Origin of the sequence: Thermus sp. NMX2.A1, assembly GCF_000511705.1 — a bacterium.
GTDB classification, from domain to species: Bacteria; Deinococcota; Deinococci; order Deinococcales; family Thermaceae; genus Thermus; species Thermus scotoductus.
Genome location: NZ_ATNI01000069.1, coordinates 1 through 4794, shown reverse-complemented (window position 1 = coordinate 4794; position 4794 = coordinate 1). Strand labels below are relative to the sequence as shown.

Annotated in this window: 1 protein-coding gene and 1 pseudogene; both read left to right on the top strand. The window is 64.1% G+C overall.

Going from position 1 to position 4794, the window contains the following annotated elements; translation table 11 throughout:
• Window positions 1–477: 477 nt before the first annotated feature.
• A pseudogene (locus tag TNMX_RS13610) lies at window positions 478–1350 on the top strand (exonuclease domain-containing protein); the annotation flags it as partial.
• Between the two features lie 1423 nt (window positions 1351–2773).
• On the top strand, window positions 2774–4794 hold a 2021-nt coding region (locus tag TNMX_RS13330), incomplete at its 3' end, for a RecQ family ATP-dependent DNA helicase (RefSeq protein ID WP_253269384.1).

Here is a 4794-nt window from a genome sequence, read left to right as displayed (position 1 = left end):
AGAGTGGTCCCCACATTTTTACTCGTCCAGTCTCACATGTGTCTGTCCGGGTTCAGTGGTCCCTCCTGGAGCCCTTGATCCCCAAGCCCGGCGGCCGACCCGCCAAGGTGCCGCTGCTTCCCCGTTAGGGGAACAGCTTAAGGAGGGAAATGATGAACGCCATACTCTACGTCCGGGAAAACGGCATCAAGTGGCGGGCTATGCCCCGTCACGCCGCAGGCGTACGTTCCTGACCTGCCCCACCCGTCTACGGTCTATCCCTACTTTCGCCGGGGGCAGAAGGAGGGGATCTGGGAGAAAGCCGTTTTCTGGCTGGGGCGAAACCGACTTGAGGTAACGGAGGCCTGGATGTACTTAGGCATGGTACGCTTGTGGGTGAAGCGGCTGGCCAGGGCCGCCTAGCCTCTCAAGGTACGCTTACGCGTGACCGTGGAGGGCTTTTACGACAGCCTCTGAGGAGTTCTTCAGCCGAACCCTATGAAATCCTACGTGGCCATGGATCTAGAGACCACCTCCCCTGACCCAGGGGAGGCTGAGATCCTGGAGGTTTTTGCCCAGGACGTGGAGGGGAGGAGCTTTCACAGGTACGTGGCGACCGAGGGAGTCCTCGAGGCCGACCATGAGGCCTTTCGCCTGACAGGCATTCCCTTCCAGGAATACGAGGACCAAAAGGTACCCCTGGAGGAGGCCCTCGTGGACCTTCGGGAGTTTATCGGGGACCGCCCCCTTCTCGGCCACAACCTTCGGCGCTATGACCTGCCTATCCTGGAACGTCTTCTTAAAAAGATGGATCTCGAGCCTCCCCCGGGGGCGAAAATTCCCCTGGATACCCTGCGCCTGGCCCATTTGGTCTTTCCCACCCCACCCCGGGGACTTTCCGGCTACCGGTTGGCGGATCTTTACGCCTACCTGACGGGTGAGGCCCTCAAGGATGCCCACCGTGCCCAGGCCGACGCGGAGGCGACCTGGAGGGTCTTAGCCGGGTTGGCCCTACAAACACCGCCCGACGGGGTGGCCCGGGCCTGGCGGGAACTCGGGCTTACTGAGGCCGAGCTATTTCCAGACACCCCAGGCCAGGTCAAGGAGCTCCTGGCTACGCCCCCCCGGGTAGAGCCGGTTAAGTACGAGGGCCGGCCCTTGCCGCATCCCTTAGACCTGGGAGAAGGCCTCCTTCCCCAAAGGCGGCCAGCCCAGGAGGAGATGTTCAAGGAGGTGGAGGCCGCCCTGCGGGAGGGGGCGCAGGTCTTCCTCGAGGCCCCCACGGGTACGGGCAAGACCAAGGGCTACCTCTACCCCGTTTTGCACCTGGGGGGAAAGACCTGGGTGGCCACCTACACCAAGGTGCTCCAGGCCCAGGCCCTGGATGAGCTTAAAAACGTGGGCGAAAAGGGCTACGCCGTCAGGGCGGCCCTCGTCAAGAGCCCGCGGGACACCCTCTGCCCCGAGGCTCTCTTTGAACTCTTTTTGGATGCCAGGGAGGAAGAGGACGAGGAGCTGAGGGCCGCGGTGGGCCTGCTCCTGCACTACGCGGCCTTGGGGGGGTATGACCTCGAGGCCCTCCCCGGTTACTGGCATTTCTCCAGGGGCTTCCGCGAGGCGAGGGACCGGGTGGGCACCAATCCCCGGCGCTGCCGGGAGAATTGCCCCTTTTTCCATACCTGCGCCTTCCAGCGCCAGCTTGCCCATCGCAAGGAGGCGCAGATCCTGGTGACCAACCAGGCCTATCTCCTGGCCAGTTTTCTTCAGGAAGAGGAGGGGGAAGGGGAAAGCCATCTGGTGCTGGACGAGGCCCATCACCTCGAGGACACCGCCACCGAGGCCCTCACCTTGGTCTTGGACCACGAGGAGCTCACCCACCGGCTCAATCGCCTAGCCCATCCCCAGAAGGACCGGGGCCTTCTTAGGGACAAGCGCCGGCTCGAGGCGCTTTCGGAAGCGGAACGGGAAAGGGCCAAGGAGGTCGTTCAGAAGCTCCTTCCCCGTCTGCGCGAGGCTTTGGGCACCTATACCCGATATCTTTTAGACCTTATCAAGAACCGGGGTTCAGGGGATTCGCGCTACGGTCTTACCCTGGGGTTAAGCCAGGTCTGGCTCAGGCTCGAGGAGTGGCCCCGCATCAACCGGGAAGAGCAGGCGCTTATCGAAAACCTCCGCGAACTCGAGGAAGCCCTCAAGGCCATCGGCCAGGACCCAAGAACCCTCTTGGCCCGGGACCTGGCCCCTCTTCGGGACTATTTCAAAGGAGCCTTGGATCTCCTCTTCGAGCGGCGCCGGGTCTTAGGGCTTGTGGGGGGCGAACCCGATCCCAACCAGCTCCACCTCTCCGAGTGGGACCCCACTACGGGGAGCTGGCGGCACCTGGCCCAGCCCATTGACGTTTCCCGTGCCCTGAAGGAAAGGCTGTGGCCCCGTTTTAGAAGTGTGGTCCTGACCAGCGCCACCCTGACCGTTCCCACCGAGCAGGACCAAGAGGGCTTTCGTTTTCTCCAGCGGGCCTTGGGCCTGGAGGAGGCCAAGGGCCGACGGTTACCCCCCTCCCTTCCCTACGAAAAGGCCCATCTCCTGGTGCCCCGCCACCTCCCCGAGGCCCGCGAGAGCACCCTGCCCCGCTTCCAGCGCATGCTCCACGAGGAACTGAGGGTTCTTCTGGCCAAGTCCCACCGCAGCCTTTCCCTCTTCACTAGCCTGCGGCGCCTCGAGGAGGCCAAGGAGGCCCTGAAGGAGCTTCCGCACCTCCTGGCTGGCCCCCCTCACCCGCAAGGAGCCGGAGGACGTGGCCAGCCTGATCAAGGCCAATCCCCAGGCCCCGGTGGCGGCTTTGGGCTCCCGGAGCTACATGGAGGGAGTGGATTTCCCGGCCTTGAAGCTCGTGAACCTGGAGCGGATCCCCTTTCCCTTGCCCTCCTTGCTCCTCACCAAGCGCATGGAGCGGGCCTATGAGCAGGGCCTGGACAAGTGGTGGGACTACTACCTGCCCAAGGCCGCCCTCTCCTTCGCCCAGGCCTTTGGCCGGCTGATCCGCGACCGGCGGGAGGGGGTGGGGGACGGGGCCTTTGTGCTTTGGGACAAGAAGCTCCTCAACGCCGCTTACCAGGAGGTTTTCTACCGCGCCCTGCCCTCGGGCGCCCACCGGCACGTTCCCGAGGACCGGAAGGGGTTTTACGATCTCTTGGCAGGGATCCTAGGGATTGACCGGGACCAGCTTCCCCAGGAGGAGCTGGAAGAGGAGGCCCTGCGCCGGCTTAGGGCCATCCTGGAATCCGATCTTGAGCCCCTGGCCAAGGCCCGGCGCATCGCGGAGGGGGTCTACGGGCTTTCCCTGGAAGAGGAGCGTTGGGCCAAACAGGCCCAGGCCATCCAGGCAGCCCTCGAGGGCCAGGACCTGGTGGCCTTGTTGCCCACGGGTTTCGGCAAGAGCCTGGCCTTCCAACTCCCCGCCCTTATCCAGGGGGGCCTGACCCTGGTGGTCTCCCCCCTGGTGGCCCTTATGAAGGATCAGGCCGACCGGCTTCTGGAACTGGGCCTGCCGGTGGGTGCGGTGCACTCGTTGATGGGCTTGGGGGAACAGAGGAGCGTGCTGGATGAGGTTAGGGCTGGTCGGGTACGGCTTCTTTACGTGAGCCCCGAGCGGTTGAATCGGAGCGAGGCCCTTGGGAAACTGATCCAGGAGAAGCACGCCGCGGGGGAACTGAGGCGGGTGGTCTTTGACGAGGCCCACTGCCTGATCGAGTGGGGCTTTGACTTCCGGCCGGACTACCTCAAGGCCCTGAGAAAGCTGGAGGCCTTGGAGGGGGTGCCCAAGAGCTTCTTCACCGCCACCTTGACCCCGAAGGACCTGGAAGGGTTAAGGAAGGTCGCTAAGCTGGAAACCTTCCGGCTGATTAAGCCCGAAAGCTTCCACCGCCCGAACCTCCGCTTTGTGGTGAGGAAGGCGAGGGGGGAGGTGGACAAGTTCCAGGTCCTAGCCAAGGCCCTCCAATGGCTCCTGGCGCATGGGGAGGGGGAAAGCGCCATCGTCTACACCGCCACCCGGGCCGAGGCCGAGCGGCTGGCCTGGGCCCTAGGCCGCCTCTTCCCTGGCCTGGAGGTTGAAGCGTACCACGCCGGGCTGGGCCCGGTTCCCCGCCGGGAGGCCCAAGAGCGCTTCATCTCCGGCCAGACCCGGGTCATGGTGGCCACCACCGCCTTCGGTATGGGCATCGACAAGGGGAATATCCGCCTGGTGGTCCACTGGCGGCCACCGCGTAGCCTCGAGGAGTACCTCCAGCAGGCAGGGCGCGCGGGGCGGGATGGAAGGGAGGCCTACTGCCTGCTTCTGTATACGGAAAGCGACTGGTCCTTCCTTCGCTGGACCCTCGGGATCGGGCAGGCCGATGGGGCCCAGGCGGAGTTCGCCCAGCGGCTCATCCAGCTTTTGCAGAGCGAACCCGTCCTAACGGACTACCGCGAGGCCCTCTACCGGCGGATTTACGAGAGCGAATCCGAGGAAGGGGTTGAGGAAGATCTCCCTTTAGGAGAGGACGATGAGGAGGAAGAAGCCGCTGCGCCTATGCGGGAAATCGGTTTGGAGAACCTCGAGCGCACCCTCTCCGGCCTCGAGCGGGCCAAGGTATTGGAGTACGAGTACCTGCCGGGCAAGGTCTGGCTGTTGGCCTCCAGGGAGATACTGCGCGAACACCTTACCCCTGAGGAAATGGCCCTTTTAGAAAGGGTGGGCTACGAGGGCCGCGAGAGGGGGGATCCGCTGGACTTTTCTCGCATTCCCTTGGAGAAAATTCCAGAGCTGGACCAAAA